This window comes from Niallia sp. Man26, from assembly GCF_022049065.2.
Taxonomy (GTDB): domain Bacteria; phylum Bacillota; class Bacilli; order Bacillales; family Cytobacillaceae; genus Niallia.
This window is the reverse complement of the sequence record NZ_CP095743.1, coordinates 1,311,631-1,330,579: the sequence shown is the minus strand read 5'-3', so window position 1 is coordinate 1,330,579 and position 18,949 is coordinate 1,311,631. Positions and strand designations below refer to the sequence as shown.

The 18,949-nt window shown below is 39.6% G+C and carries 19 protein-coding genes; 2 read left to right on the top strand and 17 right to left on the bottom strand.

What is annotated here, in order from left to right; translation table 11 throughout:
- The 14 genes from L8T27_RS06630 to L8T27_RS06565 form a co-directional block, all read right to left on the bottom strand.
- Positions 1–423 (bottom strand): hypothetical protein, encoded by a 423-nt coding sequence (locus L8T27_RS06630; protein ID WP_233314501.1) that lies wholly within the window; start codon positions 421–423, stop codon positions 1–3.
- Positions 420–1,892: a UDP-N-acetylmuramoyl-L-alanyl-D-glutamate--2,6-diaminopimelate ligase gene (locus L8T27_RS06625; RefSeq protein WP_237941163.1), complete on the bottom strand. Its 1,473-nt coding sequence runs from the start codon at positions 1,890–1,892 to the stop codon at positions 420–422. The genes L8T27_RS06630 and L8T27_RS06625 overlap by 4 nt, the downstream gene beginning before the upstream one ends.
- A 217-nt stretch (positions 1,893–2,109) precedes the next feature.
- Positions 2,110–4,023 carry a stage V sporulation protein D gene (locus L8T27_RS06620; protein WP_237941162.1) on the bottom strand — a complete coding sequence of 638 codons (1,914 nt, stop codon included), beginning with the start codon at positions 4,021–4,023 and terminating at the stop codon, positions 2,110–2,112.
- 140 nt (positions 4,024–4,163) lie between these two features.
- Positions 4,164–6,323: a penicillin-binding protein gene (locus L8T27_RS06615; RefSeq protein ID WP_237941161.1), complete on the bottom strand. Its 2,160-nt coding sequence runs from the start codon at positions 6,321–6,323 to the stop codon at positions 4,164–4,166.
- 3 nt (positions 6,324–6,326) lie between these two features.
- A complete protein-coding gene (gene ftsL, locus L8T27_RS06610; protein WP_233314509.1) occupies positions 6,327–6,683 on the bottom strand; it encodes a cell division protein FtsL in 357 nt (118 codons plus the stop codon).
- A gap of 20 nt (positions 6,684–6,703) precedes the next feature.
- A complete protein-coding gene (gene rsmH, locus L8T27_RS06605) occupies positions 6,704–7,636 on the bottom strand; it encodes a 16S rRNA (cytosine(1402)-N(4))-methyltransferase RsmH (protein ID WP_233314510.1) in 933 nt (310 codons plus the stop codon).
- 38 nt (positions 7,637–7,674) lie between these two features.
- A complete protein-coding gene (gene mraZ / locus L8T27_RS06600; protein WP_233314511.1) occupies positions 7,675–8,106 on the bottom strand; it encodes a division/cell wall cluster transcriptional repressor MraZ in 432 nt (143 codons plus the stop codon).
- Between the two features lie 238 nt (positions 8,107–8,344).
- A complete protein-coding gene (gene bshC, locus L8T27_RS06595; protein ID WP_233314512.1) occupies positions 8,345–9,979 on the bottom strand; it encodes a bacillithiol biosynthesis cysteine-adding enzyme BshC in 1,635 nt (544 codons plus the stop codon).
- A gap of 187 nt (positions 9,980–10,166) precedes the next feature.
- Positions 10,167–10,559 (bottom strand): DUF3397 domain-containing protein, encoded by a 393-nt coding sequence (locus L8T27_RS06590; RefSeq protein ID WP_233314513.1) that lies wholly within the window; start codon positions 10,557–10,559, stop codon positions 10,167–10,169.
- Positions 10,559–11,482 carry a 2-dehydropantoate 2-reductase gene (locus L8T27_RS06585; protein WP_237941160.1) on the bottom strand — a complete coding sequence of 308 codons (924 nt, stop codon included), beginning with the start codon at positions 11,480–11,482 and terminating at the stop codon, positions 10,559–10,561. Before L8T27_RS06585 ends, L8T27_RS06590 begins: the two co-directional genes overlap by 1 nt.
- A gap of 251 nt (positions 11,483–11,733) precedes the next feature.
- The gene (locus L8T27_RS06580; RefSeq protein WP_233314515.1) at positions 11,734–12,300 is read right to left on the bottom strand and encodes an RsfA family transcriptional regulator; all 567 of its coding nucleotides are present in this window, start codon (positions 12,298–12,300) and stop codon (positions 11,734–11,736) included.
- Positions 12,301–12,498: 198 nt separating this feature from the next.
- Positions 12,499–12,957 carry a 2-thiouracil desulfurase family protein gene (locus L8T27_RS06575; RefSeq protein ID WP_233314517.1) on the bottom strand — a complete coding sequence of 153 codons (459 nt, stop codon included), beginning with the start codon at positions 12,955–12,957 and terminating at the stop codon, positions 12,499–12,501.
- A 135-nt stretch (positions 12,958–13,092) separates the two neighbouring features.
- Positions 13,093–13,266 (bottom strand): 50S ribosomal protein L32, encoded by a 174-nt coding sequence (rpmF, locus tag L8T27_RS06570; RefSeq protein ID WP_016200993.1) that lies wholly within the window; start codon positions 13,264–13,266, stop codon positions 13,093–13,095.
- A gap of 96 nt (positions 13,267–13,362) precedes the next feature.
- Complete coding sequence (locus tag L8T27_RS06565; RefSeq protein WP_233314518.1) at positions 13,363–13,872, bottom strand: YceD family protein; 510 nt, start codon at positions 13,870–13,872, stop codon at positions 13,363–13,365.
- 333 nt (positions 13,873–14,205) lie between these two features.
- Here L8T27_RS06565 and L8T27_RS06560 point away from each other — a divergent pair, with 333 nt between their 5' ends.
- Positions 14,206–15,420: a nucleotidyltransferase gene (locus tag L8T27_RS06560; RefSeq protein WP_237941159.1), complete on the top strand. Its 1,215-nt coding sequence runs from the start codon at positions 14,206–14,208 to the stop codon at positions 15,418–15,420.
- A 28-nt stretch (positions 15,421–15,448) separates the two neighbouring features.
- Here the strand turns inward: L8T27_RS06560 and L8T27_RS06555 are convergent, their stop codons facing one another.
- The gene (locus L8T27_RS06555) at positions 15,449–16,240 is read right to left on the bottom strand and encodes a patatin-like phospholipase family protein (protein WP_233314520.1); all 792 of its coding nucleotides are present in this window, start codon (positions 16,238–16,240) and stop codon (positions 15,449–15,451) included.
- A gap of 140 nt (positions 16,241–16,380) precedes the next feature.
- Here L8T27_RS06555 and ylbJ point away from each other — a divergent pair, with 140 nt between their 5' ends.
- Complete coding sequence (gene ylbJ / locus L8T27_RS06550) at positions 16,381–17,607, top strand: sporulation integral membrane protein YlbJ (protein WP_233314521.1); 1,227 nt, start codon at positions 16,381–16,383, stop codon at positions 17,605–17,607.
- 24 nt (positions 17,608–17,631) lie between these two features.
- On the opposite strand, the gene coaD is transcribed toward ylbJ, so the two are convergent.
- Both coaD and rsmD read right to left on the bottom strand, forming a co-directional pair.
- Entirely contained in the window at positions 17,632–18,141 is a 510-nt protein-coding gene (gene coaD, locus L8T27_RS06545) for a pantetheine-phosphate adenylyltransferase (protein WP_233314522.1), read from the bottom strand.
- Positions 18,142–18,714, bottom strand: a complete 573-nt coding sequence (gene rsmD, locus L8T27_RS06540; protein ID WP_233314790.1) for a 16S rRNA (guanine(966)-N(2))-methyltransferase RsmD — start codon at positions 18,712–18,714, stop codon at positions 18,142–18,144.
- Positions 18,715–18,949 lie beyond the last annotated feature (235 nt).

Below are 18,949 nucleotides of genomic sequence, written 5' to 3'. Positions count from 1 at the left end.
TCATTCCCCTCCTTTCACAGCGCCAAGCACATTTTTGATTACAGCTCCGTCGTATGTTTCCAAGGCCTTCGCGCTTTTGTCTTTTGCATAAATAAATTTAGCTTGTTGTTGTCCATTTAAGTTTTGTTCATATAGTTCGATCATTTTGTATAAGCCTTTCTTTATATCATTTGTATAGAATATTGGAAAATGATTTGGTGTATAGGATGGTATTTCTTCTTCTTTGTCCCATATTGCTCCTATTGCACCATTTGCAATTGCTGTGGACAAATCCCCGGACTCTTTGCCATACAAGGGCGCAAACAGTCCTTTAGTCTGCTGTTCATCACTGAAAAAAGAAACCGTCAAAAAGTTTATCTCTTCATTTGCGTATCCTTTCGCATCAGGAATTGCCTGCAGAATAGTTTTATAGGACAGTGTCATTTTTTCACTCCTAATATCGCCTCTTTCGCTACAAGGCGGTCATCAAAGTCAAAAGTTTGTGCTCCTATTTGCTGATACGTTTCATGCCCTTTACCTGCAATTAAAATAACATCATTTGCTTTTGCAGTCTTAACCGCATGATCAATAGCTTCTTTTCTGTCGGCAATGACGTTATATTCCTTGCCAGGAACGCCTGAAACCATGTCTTTCAATATCTCAAGCGGGTCCTCGCTTCTTGGGTTGTCGCTTGTAAATATAGCATGGTCGGCATATCTGCACGCTATCTCTGCCATTAAAGGACGCTTCGTTTTATCTCTGTCACCGCCGCAGCCGACAACAACATGAATATCACCTTTTGCAAACTCTTTAATGGTTACAAGGGCATTTTCAAGACTGTCTGGTGTATGAGAATAGTCGACGATAACAGAAAAATCCTGACCTGCATCAACTGTCTCAAATCTGCCTGACACACCCTTTACTGATTCAAGGGCGGAAATAGCCGTTTCCATTGGAATGCCGCTCACAAACGCTGCTGCAATACTCGCTAAAGCATTATATACACTAAATTTGCCGACCATTTGCAGGGAAACGGCATAGCTTCCTGCAGGTGTTATTAATTCAAACTTCGTTCCACCTGCATCGATATGTATATCCTTCGCCATGATGTCTGCATCTTTGTCAATTCCATACGTAACGACAATTGCTGCTGTCAGTTTTTCATATTCTTCACTTGCAGCATCATCCTTGTTCAAAACAGCATATTTCGGATGTTCCGTTGAATAAACATTGCCCAGCCTTGTGAATAACAAGCCTTTTGCTCTTCTGTATTCATCCATCGTGCCATGGAAATCTAGATGATCCTGTGACAAGTTCGTAAACACTGCCACATCATAATCGCAGCCAAACACCCTGCCTTCATATAAGGCATGGGAAGAAACTTCCATCACGGCAGTATCCACCTGTTTTTCTGTCATTTGATGAAAAATCTTTTGTAAAGTTACTGCTTCTGGTGTAGTGTTTTTTGTTTCCTGAATTTCATTGTCTATTTTTGTATACATTGTTCCAATGATACCTGTACGTCTATTAGCCTTTTGCAGGATTGTCTCAATCAGATGGCTTGTTGTTGTTTTGCCATTTGTTCCTGTTATGCCGATAAGCTTTAGCTTTTGTGTTGGATGACCATAGAACGCGTCAGCAAGAATGCTGCTCGCCCTTTTCGTGTCCTTTACAATAATGACCGGTATGTCAAAGTCTTCCGCTAATTCTCTTTCTGCAAGGATAGCAGCGGCACCTGCCTCATAAGCCTTATGAGCAAAATCATGTCCATCGACAGTAAATCCTTTGATGCAGATGAACAAGCTGCCTTGACCCACTTTGCGGTTATCATTTTCAATTGAAGTGATTTCTGCATCTGTTCCATTATATAAAGCATATGGCCCTAAGCTTTTTAATAATTGTTTTAACTGCATGATTCAAATCCTCTTTTCTAATAAATCCATATGTACTCATTTTATTCATAAATACTAATATTATATCAAATGCATGACCAATGTTAGAAAATGCATTTTTTCTTAGCGTTTATATTTTACATGATAAAAAGGAATTGTGCCATCGTGTTCGGTTTTTTCTCCGTAATAATGAAAAATAAAGGCGGCGATTGTGCCGCCTTTATCTTAAAAGGTGTGGTTAATTATTATAGTATAAACGAATGGTTGAGCCGTCTTTTACCTTTGTTCCCGGCTCTGGCGACTGCTTGATAACAGTGTCTCCGCTTCCGCTCGGCTCAATCTTGAGGTTAAGGAAAACTTCACTGATTTCTTTTTTCGTCAGGCCTACTAAATCTGGAACTTCGATTAAAGGATTTTCTGGATATTTATATTCTTTTTCCAGCTGATCCTTCCTTTCCTTCACTCCAAGCGCGCGAAGGCTGTCACCCATGATGCTTCCTACAATCGGAGCTGCTACTACTCCACCAAATTGGACTGTACCTTTCGGATTATCGACCGCCACATACACGACAAGCTCAGGATCGTCTGCTGGTGCGAAACCGATAAAGGAAACAATAAAGTTATTCTCTAAATATTTTCCGCCAGAAGCTTTTTGGGCTGTTCCTGTCTTCCCGCCGACACGGTACCCATCTACAAAGGCTTTCCCCCCTGAGCCTTGGGCAACGACGCTTTCCAGCGCTTCCCTGATTTTTTTCGAAGTATCTTCGGATATTACCTTCCTTTTTGCAACTGGCTCCTTCTTCATAATGACTTCACCTGTGTTTGGGTCAATCAGCTCGCTTGCCACATATGGCGTGTACAATGTGCCACCATTGATGGCTGCTGATAATGCTGTCACCTGCTGGATAGGCGTTACAGCAACACCTTGTCCAAAGGCAGTTGTCGCAAGCTCAACAGGTCCGACCCTATCTAAGTTAAAAAGGATACCTTTCGATTCTCCCTGAAGATCAATTCCGGTTTTTTCGCCAAATCCGAAGCTGCGAATATATTTAAACAAAGTATCCTTACCCAGCTCTTGCCCTAACGATACAAATCCAGGGTTACAGGAGTTTTGGACAACTTCTAAAAAGGTTTGTGCACCGTGCCCGCCGCGCTTCCAGCATTTCAGCTTCGTTCCATCGACATCAGCATAACCTGGGTCTGTAAATGTGTCTTTTTCCAAGTCTACCTTGCCTTCTTCTAAGGCTGCAGCAAGGGTAATAATTTTGAATGTCGATCCCGGCTCATATGCGCTCCAAATCGGCAAGTTTCGGTTAAAAACCTCTGATGAAACATTACGGAAATCTGCCGGGTCAAAGCCAGGTCTGCTTGACATCCCCATAATTTCACCTGTATTCGGATTCATCGCAATGGCGATTATGCTGTCTGGGTTGTAAGTCTGTTCGGCGATATCCAGCTCCCGCTCTATAATTGTCTGCACTCTCGTGTCAATTGTCAGCTTCAAGTCGTTTCCGTTAACAGGGGCTTCGTAATCATCTGCCATATCATTCATCCTCTGCCCTTTAGCATCAGAATAATATTGCACAGACCCCTTCGAGCCTTTTAATTCATCATCATATTCCAGTTCAAGACCTATTAAGCCTTGATTATCTATCCCTGCAAATCCTAAAACATGTGACAAGTAGTTTCCGTAAGGATAAGACCTTTTAGAATCCTCGCCTATATACACACCGTCAATATCTAACGCTCTTACCTTTTTTGCCTTTTCGTGAGAAATCTTTCTGCCCTCAGGCAATCTGACACTCATTTCTTTTTGAATTAACTCTTTATATATCTTCTCCTTGTCCGCTTCTAGGACTGCCGCAAGCTTTTCAGCAGCATCTGCTGGGTCCTTTAATTGCCGCGGAACAACATACACGGTTGGAGCACTGATATTTGTCGCTAATGCAACACCGTTCCTGTCAACAATTTCGCCTCGTTCCGGCTCAAAGGAAATTTGTCTGCTCCATAAGCTTTTCGCTTTACTTGTCAATTCATCCCCAAGAAAAAATTGCACATACCCAAGTCTCAAGTCAATGATAAAAAAAATAGCAATGCCTACAATTAAAGCAATCGTCAACCGCTTACGAACGGTTACGTTTGAAACCCGCATCCATTTAGAACCTCCTTTTTCTATGGCTCGTTCCAATATATGCTTGTACACCTCTGTTTAGAATCAAAGACTATAGAAGTTGCAGGCATTTACCATCCCTTTACAAAAAAATAAGGCCCGCTGCATGCGGACCTTATTTTTTATTCTGGTTTTTTCAATTGTATCGTTAATGTATCATTTTCCTTGACTGTTTTACCTGCTTTTATGCTTTGCTTTGTCGCATAGCCGTTGCCGTTCGTTTTCAGCTTTAAGGACTGCAAGTCTGTCACTTTTAGTATATCTCGCAATGACCAGCCAATCATATCTGGCACAGTTCCTTTTCCGTCTGTCTTCACGACAATTTTTTCTCCTTCGAGATAACTTTCCCCTGCAGCAGGGAGCTGGTCTGTAATCGTGCTACCTTCACCTGTTACTACCAGTTCTAAACCAGATTTCTTCAGTTCTTTTTCCGCTACAGATGTGCTCATACCAGCAAGATCTGGGACATCAACTGTTTGCAGGGAACTGTCAGCAGTAGGCTGAATCTCCATATATTGAAGGCTGCTCTTCATAACAGATGTAAAGATTTCAGCAACAGGGTCAGAACCTGTTTGTGTTTCTTTCAATTCAGGCTGCTGAACTGCCACATACATAACAAGTTCTGGGTCGTCCTTCGGCGCCATTCCTAAAAAGGAGAAAACATAATTGCTGCTTCCTGTTAAATAGCCGCCGCCTGCTTTCGGAATGGAGGCCGTGCCCGTTTTACCGGCAACACTGTACCCATCAACATTATATTTTTTATAGCCTGTCCCTTTAGGATCTGTCACTACTGTTTCTAAAATGTCGCGAACTTCTTTAGCTGTAGCTGCTGAAATAGGTGTTCCGACAACCTCTGTTTTCACTTGTTTTACCACTTTATTCGTATTCGGATCAACAATCTTGTCAATTACATGTGGCTTGACCATTTTGCCGTCATTGGCAATGGCCGTTACCGCTTGGATTTGCTGAATAGGAGTCAAGGCTGTTCCTTGTCCATATGCAGTTGTAATTTTCTCAACAGGCCAAGTAAAGGCAATCGAGCTGTTCGCTTCATGCGGCAAGTCAATCCCTGTTTTTTGGTCAAGTCCAAAGTTTGTGATGTACTCTCGCAGCTTTTCAAAGCCAAGCTGTTCTTTCGCAATTTTTGCAAAGGCCACATTAGATGAGCGCTGAACTCCTTCTAAATAAGTTATTGATCCCCAGCCGCTTCCATTATGGTCATGGATTGTCTGCGAATTTTTTGTTACTTTGTATGAACCTGATTGATATTTTGCGTTTGCATCAAACTTGCCCTCTTCAATCGCCGCTGCCAATGTGAAGATTTTCATCGTTGACCCAGGCTCATAGGAAGTTTCGATTGCTTCATTATGCCAAGTAGCATTGATTCCTTCCAATGTTTCCGGGTCAAAGCTAGGCCGCTGGCTCATAGCTAAAATTTCACCAGTTTTTGGATTTGCCACAATCGCAATCATCTTTTTCGGATTATACTTCTCCTGCACCTTCGACATCGTATCTTCTAGGAAGGATTGAATTTTTTTATCCAATGTCAAATAGACGTCATCACCGTTCTGAGCAGGTGTTATATCTTCCTCTGAATCTGGCAGTATATATCCCCAAATATCCCGCTTATAATTTAAGTAACCGTCTTTACCTGTGAGAAGATTATTCAAGCTCTCTTCAATGCCCAGTTTACCTGTAGCTGTATATTTACCTGTTGCCTCATCTTCCTTTTCCTCTACATACCCGATGACGTGGGAAGCAAATGTTCCATTAGGATAGAAGCGTTTTTTCCCTTCCACTATGAGAACACCAGGAAGCTTTAAGTCTTCAATTTTCTTCTTTGTTTCATAAGAAAGATTTTTACCTGCAGATCCGAATTCTACCTGCTTAGCTCCTTCTTTTGTCAAGATTCTATATATCTCTGATTCTTCCATATCAATATATTTAGCAAGCTCTTTAGCCGTTTTTTCTGGATCAGCCACATGAATTGGATTTTCAGTATCATTCTTGCTCAAAGAACTGTCTGTAACTGCTACAAGCTTATAGGATGACGCATCCTCTGCAATCACATCTTTATTTCTGTCATAAATCGTCCCTCTCGACGCTTCTAATACCATAGAGGAGCTGTATTTTTTTTCAGCTTCTTTTGCCAGCACCTCACCAGAGACTTTCCCTGTTGATTGAATGACGGCAAACCGGACGATTAAAATAAAAAAGAGCAGACAGAAAAATAAAAACAAGATGGCTGCTCCAAGGTTAATATTCTGCTGCTTTCGAATCATTTTTTATTGCACAACCTTTACATTATCTTTGCTAAAATCAAGGCCAAGTTTTTCTGCCACTTCCCTAATTCTTTCAAAGCTGCTCAAATCCTTCACTTCAATATCCAGTTCCTTATTGGACTTCTCAAGCTTAGAAATCGAGCCTTCGGCAACTTGGATATCCTTGTTCACTTGATAAATCTCTGCTTGGTTGCTGACAATCTTCACACCGCCAATGCACAGCAATGCAACGAAAGCAATTCCAAGCAGTTTTTCTCCAGGAGATAATAATGATTTAGTTTGCTTTATTACCTTTTTAAATGTTTGTTTTTCTTCTTGCTGAAACTGTTCCTGCTGCAGCTTTCGCGCTAAATTGCTCATTTGTATACCTCCTAAAGTTTTTATAATTTCTCTGCAATGCGAAGCTTCGCAGATCTTGCTCTGTTATTTTCTTCAAGCTCTTCTTCAGACGGAACAATCGGTTTCCTAGTGATTAGCTTTAACTCTGGCTGAAACTCATCAGGAATGATTGGCAAACCTGGCGGTAAGTCAGGTAAATCGCTCGCCTTTTTAAATGCAGCCTTGCAAATTCTATCTTCAAGGGAATGGAAGGTAATGACACTTATTCTTCCGCCCTTATTTAACAATGAAATAGCTTGTCCAATGGAGTCTTCAAAAACACCCAATTCATCATTTACAGCAATTCTGATGGCTTGGAATACTCTTTTTGCCGGATGTCCGCCTTTTCGTCTTGCAGGTGCTGGAATTGCGTCTTTAATTAATTCAACAAGCTCCCCAGTCGTTTCTACAGGCTTTGTTTCCCTTGCCGCTTCAATCTTGCGGGCGATTTGCTTTGAAAATTTCTCTTCCCCATAACGGAAAAAGATTCTCACTAAATCTTCGTACTTCCAATTATTAACAACTTCGTATGCAGATATATCTGCATCACTGTCCATTCTCATATCGAGAGGGGCATCATGGTGATAGCTGAAGCCTCTTTCTGGTGTATCTAGCTGAGGTGAGGAAACACCTAAATCGTAAAGCACCCCATCCACACCTGTAATTCCAAGATTATGTATTTCTTCCTTTAAATTGCTGAAGTTGCTTTTGACGATTGTCAGCTTGTCCTTATAGGGTTCAAGTTTTTTCTCTGCATTCATGATAGCTGTCTCATCTTGGTCAAAAGCAATCAGTCTGCCTTTGTCAGATAGTTTGGATAGAATCAGTTCACTATGTCCTGCTCCACCAAGCGTACAGTCGACATAAATGCCATCTGGTTGTATATTTAAGCCGTCAACGGCCTCATTCAGCAATACTGTAGTATGTTTAAACATGTTGTCCACCTGTCTATAGATTATTCTAAAAACCATTTTTAAATATCAAAGCCAATCATATTTTCTGCAATTTCTGCAAAAGAATCCTCAGATTCTGAAAAATATTCTTCCCAGAGTGATTTACTCCAGATTTCGATGCGATTGGATACACCTAAAATTATGCATTCCTTTTCCAGCTTTGCATACTGCACAAGCGGGGAAGCAATATTAATGCGCCCTTGTTTATCGAGCTCGCATTCTGTGGCTCCAGAAAAGAAAAAACGTGTAAAAGCCCGAGCGTCCTTTTTCGTTAAAGGCAGCGCCTTCAGCTTCTCTTCTATTATCTCCCATTCTGAGAGCGGGTAACCGAATAAACATTGATCAAGTCCGCGGGTTAGTATAAAGGTTTCCCCTAAATGGTCCCTAAATTTCGCAGGTACGATCAAACGACCTTTGGCGTCAACATTATGATGATATTCGCCCATAAACATACCTGCAACCCCCACTTTCTAACCTCAATGTACCACATTCCCCCACTTTCCACCACTGATACATAAATTCTATCTGTATTATGCATTTCCTGCAAGAGATATCCCTGTATTTTTATTAGCAAATTTTGCGGTTTCGCCTTTTATTTCGGCTGTTTTACTGAACATTTGAGGAAAAATGTTTGATTTTGCCTGATAAACGCAAAAAAAGCTGCCCTTTTTAACAGGACAGCTACAAATATTACAATTTAACAACCTTGTGGCTGCCGTCAAACTCCATCGGCAGCTTCAGTACATCTTCAAGGAAATGAAGACCAAAGTGATTCAAAAAGTAGAAAATATTCCATACACGCTCTTGCGGTATCCCGTCTGGCCTGATACATCGTTCAATTCGTGCATACTTATTTAAAATCACCTCATGCTTCGTCTTTAGGTCCATTTCCACCTTTTTAGCGAGGAAATCCACTTGATTAAGCAGGAGATTCTCATTCTTTTGAAGCAATGGCAGCATGCCTTTCATGGTTTTTTCCATTTCACTTTGCAAATCCTTGTATTTATTGGCAATGTCGGATTTCAACTGAACAATAAGATCATCCACCTTATCATTGCTAACAGCTGCAAGGAACGAGTTGCATGCTTCCTCTGTGCCTGACTGTAATACATCTGCGAGCGTTAAACCAAGCTCTTCCATATCAGCTTCCACACATCTCTCAAGCAAGGTGATATTTAGACGCGGTACAATTGGCGGCATTTTAATATTCATTTGTTCAAAAGCCTGCTTCAACTCGCCCCAATAAGCGATTTCCCCAGGACCGCCAATAAACGCAAGTGTCGGGAAAAGAAGGTCCTGCATGATTGGTCTTGTCACCACATTATTGCTAAGCTTATGAGGGAATTCACTTGCGATTTCCTTTAATTCCTCTAACGTAAAATGTACTGTCTGGTCTTTACCGACAAACAGACTTTTTTCTTCATCATATGTAAGCAGTATTCTCTCTGAATTTTCTTCATCATAATAGAACAAGTTGACAGGATTATCACTCATTTCAATAACTGTAGAATAGCCGCTTTCTTTAACAATCGTTTGCTGTTTTTGAACAGCTTCTCCTATTTCTTTAAACTGGTCTATTTGGTTTAAGAAAATTTCTTTTTCGAGAACACGTAATGCTTTATCACCTGAATCAACAATCAGTAAACCAAACTCCTGGAATAAGTGCATCACTAAATAGCTGAACAGGTCAACAAAAGTATGGGATGCATCAACTGCCTCTTTCACTAATACCAAGAGCTCTTTTGAATGCTCTGTTTCGCCATCAGCCTTGATTAGCTTCTCTGCCCATGCATAACAAATTTCTTTATCGAGCTCAATATCGGAAGCCATCTTCTTTTCCACTACCCTTTGCGGGAATGTTTTTCTTTCCATTTTCTCTGCTCCAGGCACAAATACATGGTTTACTTCCAAATAATCATGATCTTCACCAGCAATCCAAAATACAGGAACTACAGGTATTCCAAGCTCACTACCCTTTTTTTCTGCAAGGAGAATGATGCTGATGATTTTATGTACAGAATAGAGCGGGCCTGTAAGTATACCAGCCTGTTGTCCACCAATGACAACAACACTGTTGTCCTTTCTTAAATTGGCGATATTTTGCTGGACTTTCTCTGATTGCGGAAAAGCTCTCATATAACCAGCAATATGATCAGCTAATTCATTTCTCATGAACTGTCTCTTCTCCAGTTCCTTCACCCTTTGAAAATAACTATCTTTATCACCATGATTATAATGATAAAAACCTTTCACTTTATCGTCCTGTGATAAATAATCTGTCACAAACTGATTCCCCGCTGGCAACGAGAGATTTACCATCTCCATTTATGTACTTCCTTTCTCATCAAAAAAGTTTTCATTTTTATTTATTATTTTATGTCGTCCGTGATTATTATATTGCTTAAAGAAAATAACCTATACTTTACATACATAGAGAGTATAGCATTCTCTTTAAAAAAAAGAAAAAGACTTTGCTTAAAAATTGTCTTTTTCTTTCAGATATGCTCATTAGCTATATGCCAAACTGTTTCATTACATAGTAGACGAGTCCGTATGCCATTAAAAAAAGATAGGCACAAAAAAAGAGCAGAAAGTTAATTCTCCAAAATCCTCGGAAGACTTTCTTATAAATAATTTCTTGTTTCACTTTCCAATGAAGGATCACAATGAAGACACCAATAAAAAGGATCACTAACAATATATAAGACAGCATGGACTTTCCCCAAATAGATATAATTAAAAAATGGACAGAAATGATAAAAAAGAGCGTGCTTATATCTAACGCAATATGTACAGATAATTTATGTTTTTTCGTCATTTGTTTACTGAGGATAAATATCAAAAGATAGCAAATAACTGGGAATGCAACGAAAAAACTAATGACTGCAGACGTAAATTGAAACATTATATCCCCCCTTTCCTTTCCTGCTCTTTGCCTTTTAGCATGGCATAATAGGCAGCGCATAACGGCAGATGTTTATTTGTCTGTGCAGCAATCTTCAACACATACCCTAAGATAGCATCAATTTCTGTCTCTCTCCCTGCCTCTATGTCCTTCAGCATAGAAGACTTATTTGCAGCTGTCTGCTTAATAACCTTCCAAACGTACTGTTTGCATGTCTCTTTTTTTTGTTCATTCCAGCCGAAGGTATCCGTTATCTCTGCTAAAAAAGGTGCTAGAAGTCGTTTATAGTGAGGATTTTCGAGTAGCTGGCCATTAGTCACTTCCAAAATGCTTGTCAATGTATTAACCAAACAGTTTACTACCAGTTTTTTTTGCATCATCAATATCGGGTCTGGCTGAATCTGCACCAAAAATCCTGGAATACTGTCCTGCTCTAGAATAGTGCCTGTCAGATTCAAACGGACTTGGTCTTTAAATGGTAGACTAGCAATTTGAATCGTCCCGATTCCGGTGTGTCTAATAGAAGTGCTGTCGAGCTTCATCACACCATGCTCTACAATCCCAACATATAATTCTTCCACTGCCAAACTATTTAGTGCTTCCAGGTGAGCCATTCCATTTTGCAGAAACAAAAGCCCTCTGATTTCGGATGACAGTTCCGTCACTTTTTTCATCACAGGCAAAAGCTGATACTGCTTAACAGTTATGATGGACAGATCTCCTGCTCCATCCCAATTTTCAAATAATTCTACCGTAAAATGATGCTGTTCTTCTTTATTCGCCAAAAAAAGGGTCAGTCCCTTTTCCCTTAATTGTGCTTTTTGGCTTTGTGTGCGGACAAATACGGTTACATCATGTTTTGGTGCTAAATAAGCTGCACAAAGCAAGCCAATAGCCCCACCGCCGATAATGCTTATTTTCATTTCAACACCTTTTCCCCTGTATTCTTTATTATTCTGTAGTACCATCTTAACATTTTCCAGCTAAATTAGTAGCAATTAAGACCAAAGTACCTATAAATATAAAAGGTGTAAAGCAAAAACAGTTCCATATGATCAGAAAAAATAATTATGAATGAAAAATTTTATAGGGAGATATATCCGTTTAGACGAAAAAGCCCCCTTGAATCCTTTTGCAAAGAAAGGTTCAAGGGGGCAAGACCATGTTGCTTTTGTTAAGCGTTTTGTTGTTTTTCTTCTTCTTTAAATACAACCATTTTACGAGCCTTTTCCATCAAATCAACTAGCGCTTTATAGGCTTCATCCATTGTTTGCAATTCCTTTTGGAGCTTTTGGTTCTCATTGTGCAGCTCACTAATTTTTGCTTCAAGTTCAGCAGTCTCTTTAACAGCTGCATTATCAAGCTTATGATGTTCTTCAAGCTGTAAAGATTTTTGATATATATCTTTTAAATATTCTAAAATTTCTTCAAAGTTTTTCGTTTCAACAGGCTCTGGCTGACCGCCTATGAAAGAAACTTCTTCCACTGGCTCTTCCACAAGAACAAAACCTTTTTTTAACTGCTTTCTTTGGCTCTTTGCTAATTCAATAGCTGATTTATATTGTTTGCGCACATATGAATTCCAGCGGAATCCGCATGCTGCACTTGTTCTTGTTAATAGCTTTCCTACTTCCTCGAACGCTTGAAGCTGTGTTCCACCTTCTCTAATTAAACGGAGTACTACTTCTGCTAGCAGTATATCTTCATCTTTTGACCAAGCATCTTGTCTTGTTGTTGACATCAGCTAAATCCCTCCTAGTGTTTTTTATTCATACATATGCGTATACTAGAAAAGATAGACTGATATTTAGTCTTTTAGAAAAAAAATATTTAAAATCACACTAGAACAAAACAAGACTTGTCTTAACTAGACTAGTTATTGGCCTAAACCTGCATTTCACAAAGAATCTACTCTGAAATTTTCTAAAAAGCTAGTCTATCACAGCAACGCTTTTGCGAGTTCGTTCTCTGATATAACTTTAATTCCTGCCCTTCTTAATAGCGCTGTTGTAATTCCTGCTCCCTCATGCTGTATCCCTTCAAAATTACCATTGTATATATAGCTGCTACCACAAGATGGGCTAGACTCTTTAAGAACGACTGTACTCGCCTGCAGCTGCTTCACAACAGCCAGTGTTTTAAAGGCACCATCTACATATAAATCTGTAACATCATTCCCACTTTTATCTATTACAATTGCATGACCATCGAGCACATCATAGCCATTGCCGCCTTTAATTTCACAGGGCTCTCTTGGTGTCTGAAAACCTCCCAGCAATTCTGGACAAACGGCAATCGCCTCTTTTTTGTCAATCAGCTCTTTAATCTTTTCATTAAGACTATGCGACCCGTTATATCTTACCTTCAACCCTGCTAAACAGGAACTGACCACAATCACGCCAAAGCTGCCTCCTTCGTCACTACTATTTAATACCTCTATTATACAAATAACTAAGTGTTTTTTTCTCCTAAGATTAACTTAAGCACAAAAAAAGCACCGGACTATTTGTCCGGTGCTTTTTTCAAAGGAAAATTAGTTGCTTACAACTTCTTTACCTTTGTATGTTCCGCAAGCGCTACATACGCGGTGAGCAAGTTTCATTTCACCACAGTTAGGGCATTCTACCATACCAGGCACTTGTAATTTAAAATGTGTACGACGTTTTCTTTTTGCAGTTTTAGATGTTCTTCTAAAAGGTACAGCCATTCTTCCCACCTCCTTAAAGAGTATTAAGAAAGTCTTGAGAGCAGATACAATCCATTCTCAGGTTTTCTTGTTTGTCCAAGCATAAAGCAAGGAGCTTTACTCATTTTCAAAAAATTTCGCAAGTCCTGCAAGCCGAGGATCAACTTTCTCCTTCTTCTCTTGCTCATGGATAACTTCCCAGTCCTTACCGGATTGAGGAGCACCCTCTTCTGTACTGTCTTCACAGAAGACTTGCATTGGTACTTCAAGTAAAAGTATTTCTTCTATAATTGGCAATAAGTCAATTACATCGCCCTTTACTTGATGAACTTCCTCTTCTCCTGTTTCATAATCCGGAACATTCAAAAGGAAAGTTTCAGTCGTTTCTACATTAATTGGATAATCCACGTCTACTAAAGTACGAGAGCAAGGTAATACTAAATGACCTTGTATTTTTAAATGAAAAGTCACTTTCTTTGAATCAATATCTGTTCTTCCTGTAATATGCATAGGAGATACACGCCTGATGGAGGAATCAACTTCCTTAATTCCATCTGCGTTGATTGTTTCATCAATAGATAGTCCCTTACTTCGGTATTTTTGTAACTGGCTTAACGTCCATTTCATATATATCACCCCAAGGCAACAAAGGTAATTATAGCTTTCATATAATTATTTGTCAATATTTTTTCTTTACACTATCTTTGCTTTTCCCTTTTATACTTAAAAGCATGATGGGTTTGCAATTCTAATGCAATAGCACTGTATCTATTCTACCTCGAATAGACGGAATTGCAAATATTATGGCTGCACCTTTTTCCGCAAAAAGAATCCTTGCTTTATAAGCTTTGCTTATCGTTTCTTTATCATGTATTCTAGGATAAGAAATTGAGCTTTAATCGATATAGTTACGAAAGCAATGCCAATCATTCTTGAAAGAAACTTGTAAGGAGATTTGAAATGAAAGCTGTTGGGATAATTGTCGAATATAATCCATTTCATAATGGACATTTACATCATATCCAAAAAGCAAAGGAATTATCAGATGCAGATATTGTCATAGCAGTTATGAGTGGACCATTCCTGCAGCGGGGCGAACCTGCATTAGTTTCCAAATGGCACAGAGCAGAGATGGCGATCTCTGGCGGTGCTGATCTTGTCATTGAACTTCCCTATGCGTTCAGCGTACAACATGCAACCATTTTTGCACAAGGAGCAGTACAGTTGTTGGACAGTTTACACTGTCATGCTGTTTGCTTTGGCAGCGAGTCTGGAAAAATCAATGAATTTATGAATGCATACCATATCTTGACTAGCAAGAATGCTTTATTCGCTGAAAGGATCAAGCAGCATCTGCAGGAAGGCTGCAGTTATCCAAAAGCAATGTCACTTGCCTTTACGGATTTAACAACAGGTGAGGATAATATTGCCGACTTAACATTGCCAAACAATATTTTGGGCTTTGAGTATGTAAAAGCAGTAATGTCAAAAGGCTTGCAGATGGGTCTTTATACAATTCCGCGGATTAAAGCAAATTATCATGATTCATATTTTAGTTCCGAGACTATTGCCAGCGCTACGAGCATCCGCAAGGAAATTTTTGAAAAACATAGCGTTCAAACGATTGCACCCTACGTGAATACCACTACTCTGAAGATCTTAGAAGACTACAAACAAACCTTCTCTATTTTTCATCATTGGGAAAATTACTGGCCATATCTTAAGTTTAGGCTTATACAAATGTCACCGAGTGAACTGCAAACGATTTATGAAGTGGAGGAAGGTATTGAGAACCGAATTTTGGCGATTTGTCAAAAAGCAGATTCCTTTCAGGAGTTCATGTCCTTGTTGAAAACGAAACGCTACACTTGGACAAGGCTCCAGCGAATATGTGTCCATATTCTGACAAACACAACAAAAGGGGAAATACAAAAGAACGACACACCTGCATACTTGCGACTGTTAGGCAGCACAAAACTAGGGAGAGCTTATTTGAAGAAGCACAAAAAGACACTTAAACTCCCACTTATCAGCAAGCTTTCTTCCATACAACATCATCAAATTGACTTAGACATACGAGCAGCATCTATTTATGCACTGGGTGCACACCCTGCAAACCAGAAGGAGCTATTAGCGATGGAATACAGTCATGTTCCTATCATGGTAGATGAATAAAAAAAAGGAATGACCAAGTAAAAACAGGTCATTCCTTTTTTTCTCTTTTCCATTTTGCTATCGCTTTTTTTATGTTAGCTGTATGCAGTCTTGCCTCCTCTTCTCCTCTTTCAATTATTTTCTCTAAATCGGTAAAAGCCTTGCTGTTAAACATTTCAACTTGGGGCCTTATCATAAAATCACTCGCCTCTTCCCGATAATTAACAAGCTCCCGCTGCATAATGTCAATACTGCGCATGATGACATCGTATATAGAGCTTATCTCGGCATCATTGCCTACATTTGCTACATCAACGGCAATCACTAAGTCTGCCCCCATTTCTTTCACGACAGAAACAGGAATCCTATCGATTACTCCTCCGTCCACTAGAAGCCGCCCGTCCATTTTTTCCGGCACAAAAATGCCTGGAATCGAAATGCTTGCCCTGACAGCCTCTGCAATCGGCCCCTTTTTAAAGACAACCTTTTCTCCCAACGACAAATCTGTTGCGACAATCGCAATAGGGAAATCCAAATCTTCAATATTTTTTCCATACGTAAACAAATGAATAAGCTCTTTCACTTTGTTTCCTGCTATAAAACCCATTCTCGGGAGTGTGAAATCAAGATAATATTTTCGTTTAAAAAATTTAGAGATGAAATAAAGTCTGTCAATATCTGAGCCTGCCGCATAAAGGGAAGCAACTATCGCTCCAATGCTGCTTCCTGCGATATAATCTATCGGAATATTGGCCTCTTTTAATATTTTGATGACGCCGATATGCGCAAACCCTCTGGCACCGCCGGAACCAAGTGCTAATCCAATCTTCGGTCTATTCATTAAAGGAAAACCCTCCAATTATTTAATTTGGTCATAGTAATCTTATGGTCTTTTTTTTCTGCTTATGAGTATATTGTTTGGTAGAGGGCTAAAAGGACGAGTTTGAAATAGATGTTTTATAAAGGGGAGGGAATATATTCTTGTATCGTTCGAAAGTGAAAACCATAATTCTAGCTGGCACTGCATCTTTTTTAGCTTTTGCACTAGTTACATTCCCTGCAACAGCAGTCGAAGCATCCAAGGACGGTCTAAACACATGGTGGACAATCGTCTTTCCATCATTGCTTCCTTTTCTCATTTTATCTGAAGTTTTAATCGGATTTGGAGTTGTTCGATTTTTAGGGGTTTTACTAGAACCGGTAATGCGCCCACTTTTTAAAGTTCCAGGTGTCGGCGGGTTTGTATGGGCGATGGGGATGGTATCCGGCTTCCCTACAGGAGCAAAATTAACAGCCAGGTTAAGAGAAGAAAAGCAAATTACGAAGGTTGAAGCTGAAAGGCTCGTTTCCTTTTCAAATGCTTCTAACCCGATGTTCATTATCGGCGCCGTTTCTGCTGCTTTCTTTCATAATCCGAAGCTTGGATTTCTGCTGGCAGGAGCCCATTACTTAGCGAATTTTACTGTCGGTCTTTGTATGAGATTTTACGGAGTAGATGAAAAGATTCCGAAAGATAAAAAGAGCAGCAAAGTTCCTTCTTTGAAGCGTGCATTGCGGGAGCTTCATCACACCCGCTTGAAGGATAAGCGTCCATTAGGAAAGCTGCTAGGTGATGCTGTAACATCTTCCATACAGTCTCTATTAATGGTAGGCGGGTTCATCATTCTTTTTTCTGTTATTAATCGCTTGCTGTTTCACTTGCAGGTAACTTCCCTTTTGGCTGGGTTCATAGATAAATTCTTTGAGCTTTTTTCCTTCTCCACCGCTTTGTCTATCCCATTTATTGCCGGGATTTTCGAGATTACGCTGGGAAGTAAATTAACAAGCGGAGTAGAATCGAGCACTTTAATGCAACAAGCAATTGTGACAAGCATGATTCTTGGCTTTTGCGGATTGAGTGTGCAAGCACAGGTTGCAAGTATCTTAGCACAAACAGATATTGGTTTTAAGCCGTTCTTCTTCGCACGAATTCTGCAAGCTATTTTTGCAAGTATTTACACGTATTTGTTCTGGGATGTTTTCAGCGCGAATTTCCTTAATGATGATAAACCAGCGTTTGCGATGCCCGCGTTTTTAGAAGACCAGGGATGGATTAGCCAAGCTATGCAAAAATGGATGGAGATAGGTCCGGCATTTACCATTATTTGCTTGTCCGTTTATGTTGTCATCCTTTTCTTCCGGCTTCCAGGAAAGAAACGGACAGTTTAACAAAAAAGGGATTGTGAAAAATCTTCACAATCCCTTTTTATCTGTACTTTTTAACTGACGAAATTTTTCCTTTAACGCACTCTCAACCGATGGCGGTACGAGTTCAGATATATCTCCATCGTATTTACTGACCTCTTTCACAATACTAGAGCTCAAAAATGAATATTGGTTATTTGTCATCACAAAAAAAGTTTCAATTTCATCTGATAAGACTCTGTTCATAGATGTGATCTGCATCTCATACTCAAAATCAGAAACAGCACGAAGGCCGCGAATGATGGCAGTTGCATTGACACTTTTCGCATATTCAATAAGAAGACCTTCATATGAGGAGACAGTTACATTAGGAATGTCCTTTGTTACTTCCTTTATTAACTCAAGTCTTTCCTGCACAGAAAAAAACGGCTTTTTCGATGAGTTGTTTAAAACACAAACATAAACTTGATCAAAAACTTTTGCCCCTCTTTTAATAATGTCGATATGACCATTTGTGATTGGATCAAAACTGCCAGGACATACTGCAATACTAGCCATTTATGCATTTTCCTCCATATCTGTTTGTTTTGAATAAATCGATACAGCAATGATTCCATACTTTTCATATTTAATTTGCTGAAAACTGCCGATTTTTTCCGGGAGTGCTACTTCTGAACCATGTTCGCAAACTATTACACCATCATCAGCAAGGAGGCCCTCTTCATTAATAATCAGGACTAATTTCTCCAATTGCTGTTTTTTATAAGGCGGGTCTAAAAATATGTAATCAAAAACTACATCTCTTTTTATTAGCGCTTTAAGCGCCCTGTCTGCTTCATTGCGATAAACCTCTGCTTTAGCTTCCAATTTGCAAGCAGCGATATTCGTCTTAACTGTATGTATAGCTTTTCCATCCTTATCAACAAAAATGACCTTTTCAAGCCCCCTGCTTAACGCCTCAATCCCTAATCCACCACTGCCGGCAAACAGGTCGAGACCAATTCCGCCTTCAAAATACGGGCCAATCATATTGAAGATTGCTTCTTTCACTTTATCCGTAGTCGGTCTTGTCGAATTGCCAGGCACCGCCTTTAATGAAATGCCTTTATTCGTTCCTGAAACGACTCTCATCATACATCACCACTGATTTATTAGTTGATAGTTTATCATTGACTATCCTATCATAAACATTCCCGGGATTCCAACACTCATTTACACTTCTATAAAGAATCAGATATCGGCACACACAAATCTCAAGCTGTTTTTAATTTTTCACAAAAAAGCAAACTTTGATGTATAAGGTGCGCTTCCTTGGCAATACTGTAATTAACAACATCTATTCGAGGATGTTGTTGCCAACCGCGGA